Annotated in this window: 15 protein-coding genes; 4 read left to right on the top strand and 11 right to left on the bottom strand. The window is 57.6% G+C overall.

Features of this window, described 5'->3' with window-relative positions:
- Nucleotides 1-28: 28 nt before the first annotated feature.
- The 7 genes from E4T21_RS12160 to E4T21_RS12130 form a co-directional block, all read right to left on the bottom strand.
- Nucleotides 29-2,131: an acetyl/propionyl/methylcrotonyl-CoA carboxylase subunit alpha gene (locus E4T21_RS12160; protein WP_149285228.1), complete on the bottom strand. Its 2,103-nt coding sequence runs from the start codon at nt 2,129-2,131 to the stop codon at nt 29-31.
- A gap of 12 nt (nt 2,132-2,143) precedes the next feature.
- The gene (locus tag E4T21_RS12155) at nt 2,144-2,977 is read right to left on the bottom strand and encodes an enoyl-CoA hydratase-related protein (RefSeq protein WP_149285226.1); all 834 of its coding nucleotides are present in this window, start codon (nt 2,975-2,977) and stop codon (nt 2,144-2,146) included.
- Between the two features lie 29 nt (nt 2,978-3,006).
- Nucleotides 3,007-4,614 carry a carboxyl transferase domain-containing protein gene (locus tag E4T21_RS12150; RefSeq protein ID WP_149285224.1) on the bottom strand — a complete coding sequence of 536 codons (1,608 nt, stop codon included), beginning with the start codon at nt 4,612-4,614 and terminating at the stop codon, nt 3,007-3,009.
- A gap of 4 nt (nt 4,615-4,618) precedes the next feature.
- Entirely contained in the window at nt 4,619-5,788 is a 1,170-nt protein-coding gene (locus E4T21_RS12145) for an isovaleryl-CoA dehydrogenase (RefSeq protein WP_149285223.1), read from the bottom strand.
- A gap of 209 nt (nt 5,789-5,997) precedes the next feature.
- Nucleotides 5,998-6,849, bottom strand: a complete 852-nt coding sequence (locus E4T21_RS12140) for an ABC transporter substrate-binding protein (RefSeq protein ID WP_149285222.1) — start codon at nt 6,847-6,849, stop codon at nt 5,998-6,000.
- Nucleotides 6,850-6,930: 81 nt separating this feature from the next.
- Nucleotides 6,931-7,656, bottom strand: coding sequence for an ATP-binding cassette domain-containing protein (locus tag E4T21_RS12135; protein WP_187774988.1), 726 nt, complete (start codon nt 7,654-7,656; stop codon nt 6,931-6,933).
- Nucleotides 7,653-8,351 carry an ABC transporter permease gene (locus tag E4T21_RS12130; RefSeq protein WP_149285221.1) on the bottom strand — a complete coding sequence of 233 codons (699 nt, stop codon included), beginning with the start codon at nt 8,349-8,351 and terminating at the stop codon, nt 7,653-7,655. Before E4T21_RS12130 ends, E4T21_RS12135 begins: the two co-directional genes overlap by 4 nt.
- A gap of 103 nt (nt 8,352-8,454) precedes the next feature.
- Between E4T21_RS12130 and dmeF the strand changes: the two genes are divergently transcribed.
- The 4 genes from dmeF (at nt 8,455) to E4T21_RS12110 (ending at nt 12,599) form a co-directional block, all read left to right on the top strand.
- Nucleotides 8,455-9,435: a CDF family Co(II)/Ni(II) efflux transporter DmeF gene (gene dmeF / locus E4T21_RS12125; protein WP_149285219.1), complete on the top strand. Its 981-nt coding sequence runs from the start codon at nt 8,455-8,457 to the stop codon at nt 9,433-9,435.
- A 114-nt stretch (nt 9,436-9,549) separates the two neighbouring features.
- Nucleotides 9,550-9,741: a hypothetical protein gene (locus tag E4T21_RS12120; protein WP_149285217.1), complete on the top strand. Its 192-nt coding sequence runs from the start codon at nt 9,550-9,552 to the stop codon at nt 9,739-9,741.
- A 154-nt stretch (nt 9,742-9,895) separates the two neighbouring features.
- Nucleotides 9,896-10,930 carry a histone deacetylase family protein gene (locus E4T21_RS12115; protein WP_149285216.1) on the top strand — a complete coding sequence of 345 codons (1,035 nt, stop codon included), beginning with the start codon at nt 9,896-9,898 and terminating at the stop codon, nt 10,928-10,930.
- A gap of 313 nt (nt 10,931-11,243) precedes the next feature.
- Entirely contained in the window at nt 11,244-12,599 is a 1,356-nt protein-coding gene (locus tag E4T21_RS12110; protein WP_149285214.1) for a Na+/H+ antiporter family protein, read from the top strand.
- 111 nt (nt 12,600-12,710) lie between these two features.
- On the opposite strand, the gene E4T21_RS12105 is transcribed toward E4T21_RS12110, so the two are convergent.
- The 4 genes from E4T21_RS12105 to E4T21_RS12090 form a co-directional block, all read right to left on the bottom strand.
- A complete protein-coding gene (locus tag E4T21_RS12105; RefSeq protein ID WP_149285213.1) occupies nt 12,711-13,454 on the bottom strand; it encodes an RNA methyltransferase in 744 nt (247 codons plus the stop codon).
- 579 nt (nt 13,455-14,033) lie between these two features.
- The gene (groL, locus tag E4T21_RS12100) at nt 14,034-15,677 is read right to left on the bottom strand and encodes a chaperonin GroEL (protein WP_149285211.1); all 1,644 of its coding nucleotides are present in this window, start codon (nt 15,675-15,677) and stop codon (nt 14,034-14,036) included.
- A gap of 92 nt (nt 15,678-15,769) precedes the next feature.
- Nucleotides 15,770-16,063 (bottom strand): co-chaperone GroES, encoded by a 294-nt coding sequence (locus E4T21_RS12095; protein ID WP_149285210.1) that lies wholly within the window; start codon nt 16,061-16,063, stop codon nt 15,770-15,772.
- A gap of 281 nt (nt 16,064-16,344) precedes the next feature.
- Nucleotides 16,345-16,905: an FxsA family protein gene (locus E4T21_RS12090; RefSeq protein WP_149285208.1), complete on the bottom strand. Its 561-nt coding sequence runs from the start codon at nt 16,903-16,905 to the stop codon at nt 16,345-16,347.
- Nucleotides 16,906-16,996 lie beyond the last annotated feature (91 nt).

Here is a 16,996-nt window from a genome sequence, read left to right as displayed (position 1 = left end):
GGGGCTCCTTTTCAATATTGTTGAATCATCAATCTGTTTCGGCAGCAGAGAAGTCGAGCAGTACATCACCCTGACCTACTGTATCACCAGCCTGGAAGTGGAAGCTTTCCACACTTCCATCGACTGGGGCAGTCAGGGTGTGCTCCATCTTCATGGCTTCCATTACCATCAAGGCATCACCCTTGGCCACGGATTTGCCGGGTTCTACCAGCAGCGCGACCACGGTACCGTGCATGGGGGCCGTCAGTGTCGATTCCTCTTCATGCTGGCCGTGGTCAATCGTGTCGATACGGCGCCAGAACAGGCGGACTTCGCCCTGCATCCCGGGTGAGAGCGGGGTGGTCAGCACGATCTCATTACCATCGCGGCGAGCCAACATGCGATGACGGTGTCCATCCAGAGTGATCGCGACAGCATCTCCAGACAGCGTGGTCAGGCAGGCCGAGTGGGTCGACATCTCCTGGTCGGCAGGCGTCACCTTGAGCTGCCATGCGCTATCGCTGGGGTGGTAGCTGCCTTCAACCAAGGCGCGGGATGCCGGGTTCTTGGTCATGCCTTCCTTGGGGTCGCAAAGGAAGATGCGAATGCGACGAGGACCATTGATCCGGAAACCATCGTGACGGTCCCAGGGAGAGGTGCTTTCGCACTCTCGAGCCAACTGATGCAACGCGATCAGGGCGGCGGACGCCAGGCTATCGCGGGACAGGCCATGGGCGGCGAACAGGCTGTCTTCATGGCGCTCGATAAAACGAGTATCCAGCTCGGCTGCATGAAAGGCTGGATGGCTGGCCAAGCGCATCAAGAAGCCTCGGTTGGTCACGACGCCTTGTACATCCAGTGCGGCCAGGGCGCGGTTGAGCGTAGCCAGGGCGGCGCTGCGGTCAGGGCCATGGACGATCAGCTTTGCCAGCATCGGGTCGTAGTGCATGGAAACGCTATCACCGCTTTCCACACCACTATCCAGGCGTACCTGTTCAGGCAACAGGGAAGCCCCCTCGAGATCCAGTCTGAAGCGGCGTAGCTGTCCCGTGGCCGGCAGGAAATCATTGTCAGGATCTTCTGCATAGAGACGGGCTTCAAAACTGTGGCCCTTGATGGCCAGTTCCTCCTGGCTGAGTGGCAGTGGTTCTCCCATGGCAATGCGTAGTTGCCACTCGACCAGGTCCTGTCCCGTGATCATTTCGGTGACAGGGTGCTCCACCTGGAGACGAGTATTCATCTCCATGAAATAGAACTGCTGGTCTGCATCGAGAAGAAATTCCACTGTACCTGCGCCGACATAGCCTATCTCTCGGGCCGCGCGTACCGCAGCCTCGCCCATGTCACGGCGCAGATCCTCGCTCATGCCCGGGGCAGGAGCTTCTTCGAGTACTTTCTGGTGACGGCGTTGCACGCTGCAATCACGCTCGAACAGATAGACACCATTGCCCTGGGTGTCACAGAACACCTGAACTTCCACGTGACGTGGCTGTGTCAGATATTTCTCGATCAACATGCGATCGTCACCAAAGGCGGCAAGCGACTCCCGGCGACAGCCTTCTAGAGCGGCCTGGAAGGCAGCAGAGGTCTCGACGACGCGCATGCCTTTTCCACCGCCACCCGCGCTGGCCTTGAGCAATACGGGATAGCCCATCCTGTCGGCCTCGGCCTTGAGCAGGGCATCCTCCTGATTGTCTCCATGATATCCCGGGACCAACGGCACCCCGGCTTGGGTCATGCGTGTCTTGGCTGCGGATTTATCTCCCATGGCAGCAATCGCAGAAGCGGGAGGCCCGACGAAGACAATGTCGGCATCGTCGCATGCGTGTACGAAACCACCGTTTTCGGAAAGGAAGCCGTAGCCCGGATGGATGGCTTCGGCACCACTGCGGCGGGCGGCATCGATGACCTTGTTCACATCCAGGTAGCTTTCGCGGGCAGCGGCAGGCCCAAGCCGGATAGCTTCGTCCGCTTCACGTACGTGAAGGGCATTGGCATCGGCATCGGAATATACCGCCACGGTTCGCAGGCCCAGTCGTCGGGCGGTTCGCATCACACGACAGGCAATTTCACCGCGGTTGGCAATCAGCAGCGTATCGAAACGCCGGCTCTTGATGTGGTCACTGGCGCCGTTGGTGGAGGAAGGTCTCATGAGCGGCGCTCCTTATTGTTGCGGACGTTTTTGTGATGGAGAAATATCGATGGTCCAAGAGGGGCGACGCTTGTCGAAAAAACTGGCCAGCCCTTTTTGGCCCTCGTCACTGACGCGCAATTGACTGATGACGCGGCAGGTGTGTTCGCGAGTCTCATCGCTGTCCGGAGCTCTGGCCACTACCGAGAGCAGGTCCTTGGTGGCACGGCTGGCCTGGGGTGATGTGGCGAGAAGGGTGTCGAGCATGCCATCCACGGCAGTGTCGAGCTCATCCAGTGCTACGACCTGATGGGCCAAGCCCAGCTTCTGGGCCGTCTCAGCATTGATGACTTCTGCTGTCAGTGCATACCGTCGCATCTGGCGAGAGCCAATGGCACGCTGTACATAAGGGCTGATGACGGCCGGTGACAGGCCGATACGGACTTCGGAGAGGCAGAATTTCGCACAGTCGGCAGCGATGACGATATCGCAGCAGGCGGCAAGGCCGACAGCTCCGCCAAAGGCGGCTCCCTGGACTCGTGCAATGGTCGGGCAGGGGAGCGTATCAAGGCCGTGCATCAGGGCAGACAGCTTGCGTGAGTCGGCCAGATTGTCTTCAACATCATAGTCGACCATGCGCTTCATCCAGTTCAGGTCGGCTCCAGCAGAAAAGCTCTTGCCAGTGGAGCCCAACACCACGACGCGAACTTCGCTACGTAGTGCTGCTTCAGCGAGGCTGACCAGATGCTGGTTCAGTTCCTCGATCAGCACATCATCAAAAGCGTTATGAACCTTGGGACGGGCCAAGGTCAGGTAGGCCACACCACGTTCATCGATACGCAGTTGTGAAAGGGAGCTGTCAGGCATCTTGGACCTCTGTCGAATAACGTTGGGCGCTACATGCGGAACACGCCGAAGCGGGTCTCTTCGATGTCGGCATTCATGGCGGCGGCCAGGGACAAGCCAAGGACATCCCGAGTCTGGGCCGGATCGATGACACCGTCATCCCATAGGCGTGCGCTGGCATAGGTCGGGTGTCCTTGGTGTTCATACTGGTCGCGAGTCGGTTGCTTGAAGGCTTCCTCCTGCTCTGCAGACCAGCTCTCACCGGACCGTTCGATCTGTTCACGCTTGACCTGGGCCAGCACCCCTGCGGCTTGTTCGCCTCCCATGACCGAGATGCGAGCGTTGGGCCACATGAACAGCAGGTGAGGGTCGTAGGCACGCCCGCACATACCATAGTTGCCTGCACCAAAACTGCCGCCAATCAGCACGGTGTACTTGGGGACCTTGGCGCAGGCCACTGCAGTAACCAGTTTGGCGCCATGCTTGGCAATGCCTTCGTGTTCGTACTTGGAACCGACCATGAAGCCGGTGATGTTCTGCAGGAATACCAAGGGAATTCTGCGCTGGGCGCAGAGTTCGATGAAGTGAGCCCCTTTGACGGCGCTTTCCGAGAACAGCACGCCGTTGTTGGCGATGATGCCTACAGGATAGCCGTGAATATGGGCAAATCCGGTGACCAGAGTGTCGCCGTAGTAGCGCTTGAACTCATCGAATTCAGAGTCGTCGACGATACGAGCGATGACTTCGCGTACATCAAAGGGCTTTTTCAGATCGGTGCCGACGATGCCGTAGAGCTCTTCGGGGGCGAACCTGGGAGGACGAGGTTCCGCCATCTTCAAAGATCCGCGCTTTTGCCAGTTGAGGCGTGCGACACAGCGGCGGGCCAGCTGCAGGGCATGAGCATCGTTATCGGCCAGGTGATCGGCTACGCCGCTGATGCGAGTGTGTACGTCCGCTCCACCAAGATCTTCAGCGCTGATATTCTCGCCGGTGGCCGCTTTTACCAGAGGCGGCCCACCGAGGAAGATGGTGCCTTGCTGTCTGACGATGATTGACTCGTCGGCCATGGCTGGCACATAAGCACCGCCTGCAGTGCACGAGCCCATGACGACGGCAATCTGCGGTATTCCCTCTGCCGACAGCGTTGCCTGGTTATAGAAGATACGGCCGAAATGATCACGGTCGGGAAACACTTCGTCCTGGCGTGGCAGGAAAGCACCCCCGGAGTCCACCAGGTAAACGCAGGGCAGGCGATGCTTGCGGGCAATCTCCTGGGCACGCAAGTGCTTTTTCACGGTCATGGGGAAGTAGGTGCCGCCCTTGACCGTGGCATCGTTGGCAACAATCATGCACTCCACGCCACTGACACGACCGATGCCCGTGATGATGCCGGCAGCAGGCACATCGGTGTCGTACATGTCGCGGGCGGCCAGGGCAGAGAATTCGAGGAATGGCGAACCTTCATCGATCAAGTGATCGATACGATCACGCACGAACAGCTTGCCGCGTGATTCATGGCGCTGTCGGGCCTTTTCTCCGCCGCCCTGGCGGATGGCATCGGTCAAGGACAGGAGCTTATCGACTTCGGCACGCATGGTGGCGTCCTTGGTCTGAAAGTCCTGGGAGCGCGTATTGATACGAGTATCCAGAATCGCCATAGGATCACCGTGATTCGTTGAACAGTTCACGACCGATCAGCATGCGGCGGATCTCGCTGGTTCCTGCGCCGATCTCGTAGAGCTTGGCATCGCGCAACAGGCGGCCTGTGGGGAATTCATTGATATAGCCATTGCCGCCAAGTAACTGGATGGCATCAAGGGCAACCTGGGTCGCTTTTTCCGCGCAGTAGAGAATGACGCCGGCGGCATCCTTGCGCGAACTCTGGCCTCGGTCGCAGGCAGCGGCAACGGTGTAGAGATAGGCGCGGCAAGCATTCAGTGTGGTGTACATATCAGCCAGCTTGCCCTGGACCAGTTGGAACTCACCAATAGATTGGTTGAACTGCTTGCGTTCGTGGATATAGGGCACGACCACATCCATGGCAGCCTGCATGATACCGATGGGGCCTGCTGCCAATACGGTGCGCTCGAAGTCGAGGCCACTCATCAGCACGCGCACGCCTCTGTTCACTTCACCAAGAACATTTTCAGTCGGAACTTCGCAGTCTTCGAAGACCAGTTCACAGGTATTGGAGCCACGCATGCCCAGCTTGTCGAGCTTCTGAGCGGTGGAGAACCCCTTGAAGCCTTTTTCGATGATGAAGGCCGTAATGCCCTTGGAGCCCGCTTCCGGGTCGGTCTTGGCATATACGACCAGTACATCGGCATCAGGACCATTGGTAATCCACATCTTGTTGCCGTTGAGGATGTAGCGGTCGCCATCCTTGCGCGCACGCAGTTTCATGGAAACGACGTCAGAACCGGCGCCAGGCTCCGACATGGCCAGGGCGCCCACATGCTCGCCACTGATCAGTTTCGGTAGGTACTTGGCTTTCTGTTCGGGGCTGGCATTGAGTTTGATCTGGTTGACGCAAAGGTTGGAGTGAGCGCCGTAGGACAGGGCAACCGAAGCGCTGGCACGTGAGATTTCTTCCATGGCGATGCAATGGGCCAGATAGCCCATGCCGCTGCCTCCATCTTCTTCAGGGACCGTGATGCCCAGTAGTCCCATGTCGCCAAATTTCTGCCATAGATCATTGGGGAACTCGTTGTTGGCATCGATCTCGGCAGCGCGTGGCGCAATCTCGCCTCGGGCGAAGGCATTGACTTGATCGCGCAGCATGACCAGGGTCTCGTCCAGGCCAAAGTCCATGGGGGTGTAGGGGCTGTGCATGGCAGACACCATATGACGGTAAGGAGTAGTGAACACAGCCTAGAAAAGGTTGACGTTAACGTAAAGTGCAACTTTGCTTGCTTGTACTAAAGTCGGATGATGGTCTGCTGCATCGCGAAAAATGACGTATGGAAACGCTTGCTCTGAGTCCGTTGGCAAACGGAGCCAGGGCTGAAAAATGGCCAGCAGAAAGCTGGCCACCAGAGATCTCATTTGTTCGTTGCGGCATTCGGAAAGAACAGCTGCTCGCCTTTTACCCTGAAGTCGGCAATCGCTTGTTGGCCTTCATCCGATAGCAGCCATTGGTGCCATTGGGCGGCCAGGTCATGCTTGAGGTGAGGATACTTGTCGGGAGACATCAACAGGCTGCCATACTGGTTGAACAGGGCCTCGTCTCCGGCGTAGAGCAGCTCCAGGTTCTGGCGGTTATCGAAGGATACCCAGGTGGCACGATCAGACAAGGTGTAGGCATCCATGGCAGCGGCAGTGTTGAGTGTGGCGCCCATGCCGCTGCCGAGTTCTCGATACCATTCGCCATGTGGTTGGATACCTGCTGCTTCCCATAGCCGCAATTCGGCGCGGTTGGTTCCGCTGTCGTCGCCGCGTGAAGCAAAAGGTGCTTCGCTATCGGCAATGCGTGCCAGGGCATCCGTGGCGCTTTGCGCACTGTGGACGTCCGCAGGATCATCCTTGGGACCAATCAGCACGAAGTCGTTGTACATCACGTCATCACGTTGCGTGGCGTAACCTTCTGCAACGAACGACTCTTCTGCGGTCTTGTCGTGAACCAGCAAACTGTCTGCATCTCCGCGGCGAGCCATTTCGAAAGCCTGGCCGGTACCCACTGCCACGACATGGACATCAATACCACTGGCCTCCTTGAATTGGGGCAGGATGTCATCGAACAACCCTGAGTTTTCCGTGGACGTGGTGGAGGCCAGGGTAATGAAAGGTGCTTCTGCCGATGCGGGTTCTTCTGCGAGTGCAGGCGTGATGAGTGTTGCAACCAGGGACGTGCCGAGCAGTGCAGATAGCCATGTATTTGTTACGGTTTTCGTCATGTTATGGCGCTTCCTTTGGGTTGGAGTTCAAGACAATGCAGCGTCTTGCTCGCTAAATGAAAATTATGCTCGTCACTGAGCCTAGTCCATCAGTTCCCCTTGGATGAAAGCTCTGGCCTGTTTGGTTTCAGGGTTGTTGAAGAATGTGTCGGCAGGAGAGTGTTCCAGTAATTTGCCATGGTGGAGGAAGATGACGTCATCAGCCAGGCGGCGTGCCTGGTGCAGGTCGTGGCTACTCATGACAATGCGTACGCCGGCATGATGAAAGGTATTGATGGCGTCTTCGATCGCACGAATAGCGGCTGGGTCAAGCGCCGAGGTGGGTTCGTCGAGAAAGAGGACTTCGGGCTCCAGCAGCCAGGCACGAGCCAGGGCCAGGCGCTGTTGCTCTCCTCCGGAAAGCACTCTGGCAGGTCGTCTGGTGACGCTTGCCAGGCCAAAGTGTTCAAGAGCCTCCATGGCACGCTGACGGCGCCTGTTGCGAGGGCATCCTTGCACCGCCAGCGCGTATTCAAGATTAGCCCGAGCAGAGCGACGCAGTAGAACGGGATGTTGAAATACCATGGCCTGTCGGGGCACATGCCCACACCAGTGCAGGTGGCCTGTAGATGGCTTGACTAGGCCATGAGCCAAGCGCATCAACAGGCTCTTGCCTGCTCCATTGGGTCCCATCACCAAGGTTCGGTGGTTGCCCTCCAACTGCAGGGACAGAGGGCCCAGCAGCACCTGGCCTGCCGCCTGGCATGTCACGTCATGGAAGTGCAGGCGTGACATACACGTTGGATGGGCAAGAGACAGGCTGGTCATCCAAGGCTCCTTTTTGTGCCTTCACCGATCAAGTAGGCCATGCCGTTCAACAACGCCACGAGCAGCATCAAGACCAAGCCCAGGCCAAGTGCCAGGGCCAGATTTCCCTTGCTCGTCTCGAGCACGATGGCGGTGGTCATGACGCGAGTCACTCCGTCGATGTTGCCACCGACGATCATGACCGCGCCGACTTCGGCACTTGCACGGCCAAGGCCGGCGAGGATGACGGTGATCAAGGCCAGGCGAGCATCCCAGAGTAAGGTGGGGATGCGTCGGGCCCTGGAAACGCTCATGGAACTGAGTTGTTCGGCATACTCGCCATGCAATTCCTCAATGCGCTGACGCGTCAGAGAGACCAGAATCGGTAGTATCAGAATGACTTGTGCAACGACCATGGCCGTGGGCGTGAACAGCAGGCCGAACTCGCCAAGAGGACCTGCACGGGAAAACAGCAGGTAAACACTCAGGCCGGCGACGACGGGAGGCAGGCCCATCAGGGCATTGAACACCACAATGAGGATTGCGCGACCTGGAAAGTGATAAAGCGCCAGGGCTGCGCCCAGCGGCAGGCCAATGAAGGCGGCAATGGTCACTGCGCTCAAGGATACGCGCAGGGATAGGCTGACAATGGCAAGCAGCTCCGGATCGAAGTTGGCGATCAGCTGCAAGGCGGTGATGAAGGCGGAATCACTCATGTCATTCAATATGCTGAGAGGCGCGAAAAAGTGCAATGAGAGAGATGAAAACGCACTCAAAAGAAGTACAAGGTAGCGCTATGGGCGAGGTAGAGGAATCGGCATGAATACCCACAAGGTAGATGACTGGAAACATGAGCATGTCTTCGATCAAGATCAGGTGAGAGCGGGAGAGCGCCGGACGTTGATCGTGGTGGTGCTGACGCTGGTGACCATGGTCGTCGAGATCGTTGCCGGCGTGAGTTATGGGTCCATGGCGCTATTGGCTGATGGCCTGCACATGGGGTCGCACGCTACAGCGTTGAGCATTTCCGCCTTCGCATATATCTATGCCCGTCGTCATGCCCGCGACCGACGGTTCAGCTTCGGTACCGGCAAGGTCAATGCATTGGGCGGGTATACAGGGGCCTTGCTGTTATTCGGCTTTGCCCTGGTCATGGCTGTCGAGAGTGTCTTACGCCTGTTCAACCCGGTCGAGATCGTATTCAACAGTGCGATCCTGGTGGCTGTCATCGGCTTGCTGGTCAATGGTATTTCCGCCTGGATACTGAGCGTGGGTGACCGCCATCATGGGCAGGGGCATTTCCATCATCACACCCATCATCATGATCACTCCCATGCGGGACATGATCACCACGATCATAATCAGCGGTCTGCCTACTTGCATGTGCTGGCGGATGCTCTGACATCCTTCCTGGCGATATTTGCCTTGTTGGCGGCTAAATACCTGGAATGGAACTGGATGGACCCCGCCATGGGGATACTTGGTGCAGTCCTGATCATTCGCTGGGCCATTGGTTTGCTGCGAGATACCAGTGGCGTATTGCTGGATCGACAGGTGAGTGAGTTCGATGCTGAGATTCGCAAGGTCATCGAAAAGGGAGGGGGGGATCGCATCAGTGACCTGCATCTCTGGACCATTGCTCCAGGGTTGCATGCGGGCATCATTGCGTTGGTATCGGATATGCCACAGGCTCCTCATGTCTATCGCGAAAAGATCCAGCAACGCTTTCCTCAATTGGTACATATCACCATTGAAGTGGAGCAGAACCTGGAGCATGACGGACATCGCGAATCCTGGTAAATGCGGCAGGACTTGGGTGTCTGTTGATGGAGACGTCACGTGTCGGTAATGATCGACATGGGGAAAATGATACCAGGCTGGTATTCTACCTCTTTTAGATAATGAGGAATGATCATGCGCAGTATGCCTTTGATCGCTTTGGTGGCCTCGCTACTAGCGCTGGCTGGCTGTAGCTACCACCCTGCACGTATAGATCCTGAGCCGCTGATCATCTTCGGTGATGACCATTATGATGGCCATTCGCGTGGCGGCAATTTCTGTCCGCCAGGGCAGGCCAAGAAGGGTCGTTGTGGCTATTATCACTGACACTTCTGCGGAGCTGATTAATCTTCGTTGAGCCAACGCAGTAGTTTGTGGTGGTGTTCCTGGCCTGTTTTCCGGCACTATTTGATGTACGTCTCTCTGTTGCTGACACTGTAAGTAGCGATTGAGGGACCGTCATGACCGGAGACAGATATTGATGAAACTTTTCTATCATCCCGACCAGGAACGCCATGCGCCGACGCAGTACCTGCGTCGAGGCGCTCTTGTTGCTTCCCCTGAGGGACCACGTCGGGCAGAACTGCTGGCGGAAGGGATTCAGGAACTGGGCCTTTCCCTGAGCACGCCCGCAGAAGTTGATAGTCCCAAGCTCAGGGAGCGCCTGAAGCAAATCCATACGGAACGCTATCTGGATTTTCTCGAAACCATCCATGCTCGCTGGCGCGCGCTTTCCGGCGCTGCCGATTTCGTCACGCCCAGCATTCACCCCTGCGGTGCAGGGAAGCATTATCCAAGGCATCCTGTCGGCCAGGCTGGCTGGCATCTCAATGATTATGCATGCGCAATGAATGCCGATAGCTTTCAGGGCATTCTTGCCAGTGCTGCGACTGCCCAGGCTGCTGCAGAAAGCCTCAATGAGGGAGAAGGCTCGGCTTATGCCCTGTGCCGTCCGCCAGGTCACCATGCCGGTCCAGAGCGCACGGGTGGTTTCTGCTTCATCAACAATGCGGCGTTGGCGGCAACGGTGCTGCGTGAGAAGGTCTCTCAGGTTGCGATCCTGGATATCGATCTGCATCACGGCAATGGTACCCAGGAAATCTTCTACGATCGTGGGGATGTGTGGACCGGATCGCTGCACGTCAATCCTTCTGATTTCTATCCCTACTATTGGGGGACTGAAGAAGAGACAGGTATCGGGCCCGGCAACAGAGCCAATCTCAATGTGCCGTTGGCCGTTGGCAGCGGTCTTGAGGCCTTCCAGGCGGGGCTCGACAAGCTGATCGATTCCATGGCCAGCTTCAGCCCCGATGCGTTGGTGGTGGCGCTGGGGTTGGATACTCACAAGGATGATCCACAGGCGGGCATGAGTCTGGAAACCGAGGACTTCGAGACCATTGGCCGCCAGATTGGTGAATTGGGCATTCCTACGTTGCTTGTGCAGGAAGGTGGACACCCGACAGCGAGCCTCGGCAAGAATCTGGCTGCATTCTTGAATGGGTTTCGTTCTGCCTGACCCTTCCTTGCGGACACCCAAATAAAAACGCCACGGCAAAAGCCGTGGCGTGAAGTTGGCAGGTTTCCTCCCTGGGGCTCCCTCCCGAAGCCCAATCTCCCTTGGCGCTTCCTGCGCCATCGCATCCGTGACGCTCGTGGGGCAGTATCCTTTGCCCAGTGCCTCCTGAAGACACGAGATCATCTTCGCTCAATATGATGACAATGCCATCACGTTATTGTGACAAGAATGTGGCATCCGCCTGGCAGGTGCTTTTCTGGTAAGATCTCTGCCGTTTTCCTCTCCCTTTCCAAACTCGGACGCAAGTGCATATATGAACGCAGTCATACTCGCGGTGCTGGTGATGGTCGGGCTATCACTGGCACGCGTTTCAGTCGTGCTGGCGCTGGTAGTGGGTGCCTTGGTTGGAGGCCTGGCAGGAGGCCTTTCCATCGAGGACACCCTGGCAGCATTCAATGATGGGGTAGGCGGTGGTGCCAAGGTGGCACTGGCCTATGCAACGCTTGGGGCATTTGCAGTGGCGATCTCTCGTTCTGGCCTTCCGGACATGCTGGCCCGCAAGCTGATCGCCTTGCTTGGGCAGGAAGCCTCCGCATCTCGCCAAGCGACAGTTAAATACCTGTTGCTGGCCTGTGTGCTGTTGGTGGCAATTTCTTCCCAGAACCTGATTCCTGTGCATATTGCCTTCATCCCCATTCTGATTCCGCCATTGCTCAAGGTGATGAACCAGTTGCGCATGGACCGCCGAGCGGTCGCCTGTGCGCTGACCTTCGGCCTGACAGCGCCTTATATGCTGCTTCCGGTGGGCTTTGGCGCCATCTTCCTCAACGATATTCTCCTGGCCAATATCAACCAGGCAGGTGAAGCACTAGGCCTGAATATCGATCGGCATATGGTGCCTGTGGCGATGGGCATTCCTGTAGCGGGCATGTTCCTGGGGCTGCTGGTGGCGGTGTTCATCAGCTACCGCAAGCCCAGGACCTATGAGGCGATTGAGGTGGGGAATGGCAACCCGCATGGGCATCATCATGATGAGGCCTCACCCGAGCCTCATGCGTTGGGACTGGTGATGTCTGTGGTGGCTATCGTGGCTGCCCTGGGGATTCAGTTGTACACCGGCTCCATGATTCTTGGTGGCCTGGTGGGTTTTTCGTTACTGTCGATGGGCGGTATCTTCAAATGGCGCGAAGCTGATGACCTTTTCACCAATGGCATGCGCATGATGGCCCTGATCGGTTTCATCATGATTTCGGCGTCCGGTTTTGCCTCAGTGATGAATGCCACCGGGCAGATCGAAACCTTGGTCAGCACCAGTGTCGAGATCATTGGTGACAACAGGGGGCTGGCTGCATTGCTGATGTTGCTGGTTGGCCTGTTCATTACCCTTGGAATTGGCTCGTCATTCTCGACCATTCCCATTATCGCTGCGATTTTTGTGCCACTGGCGGTGCAGTTTGGATTTTCGCCATTGGCCACGGTGGCCTTGGTGGGTACAGCGGCAGCGTTGGGTGATGCGGGCTCCCCGGCGTCTGACTCCACTCTAGGGCCAACTTCCGGGCTCAATGTGGATCGTCAGCATGACCATGTCTGGGATAGTGTGGTGCCCACCTTCATTCACTACAATATTCCGCTGATCGGCTTTGGCTGGATGGCTGCCATGATGCTGTAATCTCGCTGCCGAACAACAAGCCACCTGACACGAGGTGGGATGCCATTCGCCCGTGCTGCTGGAGGATCATTGAAACCCAGCTCACGGGCGAATGCATTGATGAAGCCTTAGTCAGCCTTGCTGCCCATCTTCAAGATGCGTTTCCAGCGATGCCAGCAATCCGCGCAGTAGAGAAAGCTCCTTGCGCGATGGTTCCGCACGAGCAAACAGAGCCTGCAGGTGTGCTTCGGTTCTGGCGTGGGGTTGGGTAAGGAAACCGCTTTGACACATGACTCGGCTCAGGTGCTCGTGGAAGTGGGTCATTTGTGCGCGGCTGGGCATGCGGTCGTCTGTGGGGCGTGGCACGCGTGCATCACCTTGTGGATGGCGTCGCCAGGCCCGACGTACCTCGTAAGCGAGTACCTGGACCGCCTGAGCCAGATTGAGAATGCCGTAGTCCGGGTTGGTGGGAATGCTTACCTGGTGGCTGCAGCACTGGATCTCTTCGTTGGTCAGGCCATAGCGTTCCCGGCCAAAGACGAGTGCGACAGGATCTGTCTGGGCGTCCTCCACTAAATCCGCCGCCATATCATCCGGCTCGTCGTAGTGGGGCAGAGGGAGGCTGCGCAAGCGTGCGCTGGCACCCACCACGCGTACACAGTCCTGAATGGCTTGCTCCAGCGTATCGACTACCCGGACATTGTCGAGCAGGTCTGTGGCACCTGCCGCCAAGCGAGTTGCCTCGGCATGGGGAAAGTCCTTGGGCGATACCAGGACCAGGTCACGGAGTCCCATGGTTTTCATTGCACGTGCCGCGGAACCGATGTTGCCGGGATGGAAAGTCTGGACCAGAACAACGCGAATATTGGAAAGCATGCGGATACAGTCGCCGGGAGAATCAAGGTCAGCATTGTAACCTTACCAGCCGCGAGCTACGAGCCACGAGCCACGAGCCACGAGCTACGAGCTACGAACCCTGAGACAAGGCGCGTAATCATCAGGTTGGCACTGTGCAGCTCGCTACTCGTTGCTCGTGTCTCGAAGCTGGATCCATCAGGTTGGCACTGTGCAGCTCGCTACTCGTTGCTCGTGTCTCGAAGCTGGATCCATCAGGTTGGCACTGTGCAGCTCGCCACTCGTTGCTCGTGTCTCGAAGCTGGATCCATCAGGTTGGCACTGTGCAGCTCGCCACTCGTTGCTCGTGTCTCGAAGCTGGATCCATCAGGTTGGCACTGTGCAGCTCGCCACTCGTTGCTCGTGTCTCGAAGCTGGATCCATCAGGTTGGCACTGGGTAGCCCGCCACTCGCTGCTCGAGTCTCGTAGCTGGACCCTGGTCTGCTCGAAGCTCGAAGCTCGAAGCTCGAAGCTCGAAGCTCGAAGCTTAATCACCCACAAACAAAAGCCCCGCCGGGAAGATCCCGGCGGGGCCTTGCAGCTTGGAGCTGGGGGGATGATTACATCATGCCGCCCATGCCACCCATTCCGCCCATGCCGCCCATGTCAGGGGCGGCATCTTTCTCTTCAGGATCGTCAGCGATCATGGCTTCGGTGGTGATCATCAGACCAGCCACGGAGCCAGCGGACTGCAGGGCAGTACGCGTGACCTTGGCCGGGTCCAGAACACCCATTTCGAACAGGTCGCCATACTCGCCAGTCTGGGCGTTGTAGCCATAGTTGCCTTCGCCGGCCTTGACGGCATTGGCGATGACAGAGCCTTCCTGACCAGCATTGGTGACGATCTGACGCAGCGGAGCTTCCATGGCGCGCAGGGCGATGGCAATACCGTGAGTCTGGTCTTCGTTCTCGCCCTTGAGATCGGCAATCTTGCTGAGGACGCGAACCAGTGCGGTACCGCCGCCAGGCACAACGCCTTCTTCAACAGCAGCACGAGTGGAGTGCAGGGCGTCTTCGACGCGAGCCTTCTTCTCCTTCATCTCGACTTCAGTAGCAGCGCCGACGCGGATGACGGCAACACCGCCGGCCAGCTTGGCAACGCGCTCCTGCAGCTTCTCGCGGTCGTAGTCGGAGGAAGTTTCCTCGATCTGGGCGCGGATCTGATTGACGCGAGCTTCGATATCGCCGTCGTTACCTGCACCATCGATGATGGTGGTGTTTTCCTTGGACATGGTCACGCGCTTGGCGGTGCCCAGGTGATCCAGGGTCGCCTGCTCGAGGTTCAGACCCACTTCCTCGGAGATCACGGTGCCGTTGGTCAGGATAGCGATGTCCTGCAGCATGGCCTTGCGACGATCGCCAAAGCCAGGAGCCTTGGCAGCAGCAACCTTGACGATACCGCGCATGGTGTTGACCACCAGCGTTGCCAGAGCTTCGCCTTCGATGTCTTCAGCGATGATCACCAGCGGCTTGCCTGCCTTGGCCACGGCTTCCAGAGTCGGCAGCAGCTCGCGGATGTTGGAGATCTTCTTGTCGACCAGCAGGATGAACGGATCTTCCAGTTCCACCGCCATGGTGTCCTGGTTGGTCACGAAGTACGGAGACAGGTAGCCACGGTCGAACTGCATGCCTTCAACGACATCCAGCTCGTCTTCGAAGCCACGGCCTTCGTCAACGGTGATGACGCCTTCCTTGCCGACTTTCTCCATAGCTTCGGCGATGATCTCACCGATACGGGTGTCGCCGTTGGCAGAGATAGTGCCTACCTGGGCAATAGCCTTGGAGTCGGTGCAGGGCACGGACAGCGCCTGGATTTCCTTGACGGCGGCGATGACGGCCTGGTCGATACCGCGCTTCAGGTCCATCGGGTTCATGCCGGCGGTCACGCCCTTCAGGCCTTCATTGACAATCGCCTGAGCCAGCACGGTGGCTGTGGTGGTACCGTCGCCAGCAACGTCAGAGGTCTTGGAAGCCACTTCCTTGACCATCTGAGCGCCCATGTTCTCGAACCGGTCCTTGAGCTCGATTTCCTTGGCGACGCTGACGCCGTCCTTGGTCACGGTCGGAGCGCCGAAGGATTTTTCCAGTACCACGTTGCGGCCTTTCGGGCCCAGGGTCGCCTTGACGGCATTGGCCAGGACGTCGACACCGCGAGCCATGCGCTTGCGGGCATCATCAGAGAACTTGACTTGTTTCGCTGCCATTTTCGTAAATTCCTTTGAATCTATGCGTCAACAGTGAACGTTGTGAAGGGCTTGCTTGCGGGGCTGGTTTGGAAAGCGTTGCCCCTGAAGCCTTAGCCTTCTACGACTGCCAGAATGTCGGACTCGCTCATGATCAGGACTTCTTCGCCATCGACCTTTTGCTTCTCGACGCCGAAGCCATCCTTGAAGATCACGGTGTCACCGACTTTGACGTCCAGGGGACGAACATCGCCGCTGTCGAGAATCCGGCCGTTACCGACGGCGAGAACCTCACCACGAGTCGGCTTTTCCTGGGCGCTGCCCGGAAGCACGATGCCGCCTGCGGTCTTCTGTTCTTCTTCAACGCGACGGATGATGACGCGATCGTGCAAGGGACGGATGTTCATTGCTCACGTTCTCCTGATGGTTTTGCTTGACCGGGGCAATCCGCCCACGGTGGTTTCGTTGTCAACTCTCGTCGGAGCCGGACGCGAGGGCCGGTCTCGTCGAGAGGAAAGGGCTCGAAGCCCTCCTGGTTAAAGGCAAAATCCCTGTGGGGTTTCGCCAAATCTTGGTACTGACAGGTAAGTGGGGCTGCTCAAGAGGCTTTCAAGGGGGACGACAAAAAATTTTTCACTTTGTCGTTGTCGATGACGCTGATCACTCCTGTTCCAGCACTTGCAGCGAGTCAGTAGCGGCGCTCGTTCTTGCCAATAAACTCACCTTCCAGTGGTTCATCGGATGTCCTGTCAGAGCTTTGTTGCGAGTGCTGGTGTTGAGCATCCTGCTGCTCTGTGTATTCGCTATCAGCGGTGTGGTTCCGCTGGTTCACTGTATCGTCCCAATTGGATGACGTGCCCGTATGGCCATTAAAGCTGCCTCCTACATGAAACCCCTGGGTGCGAATGCCGATTTTGGCCAGTAGCTTGCCCAGGAGGCGACGGGCATTGGGAATCAGGCATATGAATCCCAAGGCATCTGAGAGGAAGCCCGGTGCCATCAACAAGGCGCCACCAAAGATCAGTGCCGCGCCGGTCAGTAGTTCTGAAGAAGGTATTTCACCCCGTGACATGCGCTCCTGGGCGCGAGCAAAGGTGGCGACGCCTTCCTTGCGAATCAGGTGCAGGCCGATAAAGCCAGTGGCCAATACCAGACCGATAGTGGGCAGCAGGCCGATCTGGCTGCCCACGGAAAACAGTACGGTGAAGTCCAGCAAGGCGAAGATAGTGAATGCAATAAGAAAGGGCATGATTGCTCCGCTTTGGATCCTGAGGTCTCTTACATTGGGGTGTCGGACAGCTTTCTCAAGGATGATCTCAAGAGCTTTCCCTAGTTTCGAC

Source organism: Halomonas binhaiensis (assembly GCF_008329985.2).
Lineage (GTDB): Bacteria > Pseudomonadota > Gammaproteobacteria > Pseudomonadales > Halomonadaceae > Halomonas > Halomonas binhaiensis.
Note: the sequence above shows the minus strand (reverse complement) of the source record. Positions and strands in the feature narration are given on the sequence as shown.

Bases quoted from the DNA above. Each gene is read 5' to 3' on its own strand.
- E4T21_RS12090 (WP_149285208.1), bottom strand. From the start codon at position 16,905: ATGCCCTTTCTTATTGCATTCACTATCTTCGCCTTGCTGGACTTCACC.
- E4T21_RS12145 (WP_149285223.1), bottom strand. From the start codon at position 5,788: ATGCACAGCCCCTACACCCCCATGGACTTTGGCCTGGACGAGACCCTG.
- dmeF (WP_149285219.1), top strand. From the start codon at position 8,455: ATGAATACCCACAAGGTAGATGACTGGAAACATGAGCATGTCTTCGAT.
- E4T21_RS12115 (WP_149285216.1), top strand. From the start codon at position 9,896: ATGAAACTTTTCTATCATCCCGACCAGGAACGCCATGCGCCGACGCAG.
- E4T21_RS12160 (WP_149285228.1), bottom strand. From the start codon at position 2,131: ATGAGACCTTCCTCCACCAACGGCGCCAGTGACCACATCAAGAGCCGG.
- E4T21_RS12105 (WP_149285213.1), bottom strand. From the start codon at position 13,454: ATGCTTTCCAATATTCGCGTTGTTCTGGTCCAGACTTTCCATCCCGGC.
- E4T21_RS12135 (WP_187774988.1), bottom strand. From the start codon at position 7,656: ATGACCAGCCTGTCTCTTGCCCATCCAACGTGTATGTCACGCCTGCAC.
- E4T21_RS12120 (WP_149285217.1), top strand. From the start codon at position 9,550: ATGCGCAGTATGCCTTTGATCGCTTTGGTGGCCTCGCTACTAGCGCTG.
- E4T21_RS12095 (WP_149285210.1), bottom strand. From the start codon at position 16,063: ATGAACATCCGTCCCTTGCACGATCGCGTCATCATCCGTCGCGTTGAA.
- E4T21_RS12130 (WP_149285221.1), bottom strand. From the start codon at position 8,351: ATGAGTGATTCCGCCTTCATCACCGCCTTGCAGCTGATCGCCAACTTC.
- E4T21_RS12110 (WP_149285214.1), top strand. From the start codon at position 11,244: ATGAACGCAGTCATACTCGCGGTGCTGGTGATGGTCGGGCTATCACTG.
- E4T21_RS12150 (WP_149285224.1), bottom strand. From the start codon at position 4,614: ATGGCGATTCTGGATACTCGTATCAATACGCGCTCCCAGGACTTTCAG.
- groL (WP_149285211.1), bottom strand. From the start codon at position 15,677: ATGGCAGCGAAACAAGTCAAGTTCTCTGATGATGCCCGCAAGCGCATG.
- E4T21_RS12140 (WP_149285222.1), bottom strand. From the start codon at position 6,849: ATGACGAAAACCGTAACAAATACATGGCTATCTGCACTGCTCGGCACG.
- E4T21_RS12155 (WP_149285226.1), bottom strand. From the start codon at position 2,977: ATGCCTGACAGCTCCCTTTCACAACTGCGTATCGATGAACGTGGTGTG.